At 34.8% G+C, this 1,294-nt stretch carries 1 pseudogene; it reads right to left on the bottom strand.

Features of this window, described 5'->3' with window-relative positions:
- Nucleotides 1-1,227 (bottom strand): annotated as a pseudogene (locus M3Z76_RS19600) (IS3 family transposase); the annotation flags it as partial.
- Nucleotides 1,228-1,294 lie beyond the last annotated feature (67 nt).

The following is a 1,294-nucleotide window of genomic DNA, read 5'->3' as shown; positions in this document are numbered from 1 at the left end:
CAGTTTTTATAAACTGGTTTCTATATTGTACAGGGGATAAACCTTGTAGCTTCACCTTGATTCTCTCATGATTATAATAATGAATGTATTCTCGTATCGTTTTCTCTAATTCATCAATTGATTGAAATTTTTCTCCATGAAAGCATTCCGATTTTAATATTCCAAAGAAGCTTTCTATTACAGCATTATCTAAGCAATTTCCTTTACGAGACATACTTTGAATTAAACCATGTTGCTTTAATTGCTGTTGGTAATGAGCCATTTGATATTGCCATCCTTGATCTGAATGGAGAATTGGTTTCTCATGTCGCTTAAGTTTAGCTAAAGCATGAATGAGCATATCTTTCACTAACTCATAATTGAGTTTACGTTGGATTCGGAAGGTAATAATTTCCCCATTAAACAAATCTATAATTGGTGATAAATAAAGTTTTTCACCGTTAACATTAAATTCCGTCACATCAGTTGCCCATTTCTGGTTGGGATGGTTCGCTTTAAATTGCCGTTGCATAATGTTATCAGCCACCGTCCCGACACAACCACTTTTATATGAGCGATATTTCAATGCTCTGATACGTGATTTAATTCCCATGGTTTTCATAAGGCGATATACACATTTATGGTTGATTATTATTCCTGTACTTTTCAGGGCAAGAGTAATTCTACGATAGCCATAGCATCCCTTATGCTTGTGATATATGGACTTAATCTGCTGTTTTAACTCAGTATATTTGTCATTAGAGCGTACAGCTTTCATGTGATAGAAATAAGTACTACGAGCAATCTTTGCAATACTGAGTAAGAGTTTTAATGGATAAATTTGCCTTAATTCTGAAATAACCTGAACAGTGTCTGCAGTACAAAGTGTATTTAAGTACGTTGCTTCAGTTTTAAGGCTTTTAGCTTTTTTAAAAAGGCAACCTCCGCTCGTAAAGCGGTCACTTCATCAATGAGTTCCTGTTGAGATTTATCTTTGTCTTCTTTTATAGGCTTAGTTATTTTGGTTTTATCTTGTTTAACCATATTGGTATAAATCCTCGTAGTATTAAACCCGGCAATCCCTTCTTTATGATACTGAGCGAGCCACCTTCTTAAAATTGACGTCCCGCTCAGATTTAACCGTCTTCTAACTTCTCTTACCGGTATCTTATCAAGAAGCATTTGTACAGCCTTGATTTTAAATTCGGAAGAGTAGTAGGTTTTTTTAGTTTTAACATTCAGGCCATCTTCACCTTGTGCCTTATAGTTTTCAATCCATAAGCGGATGGTTTGGAGATCAACATTAAATTCTTGT

The organism is Metasolibacillus sp. (assembly GCF_025291715.1).
In the GTDB taxonomy this organism is placed as follows: domain Bacteria; phylum Bacillota; class Bacilli; order Bacillales_A; family Planococcaceae; genus Metasolibacillus; species Metasolibacillus louembei.
The sequence above is the reverse complement of the archived record's forward strand: the minus strand, read 5'-3'. Positions and strand labels throughout refer to the sequence as shown.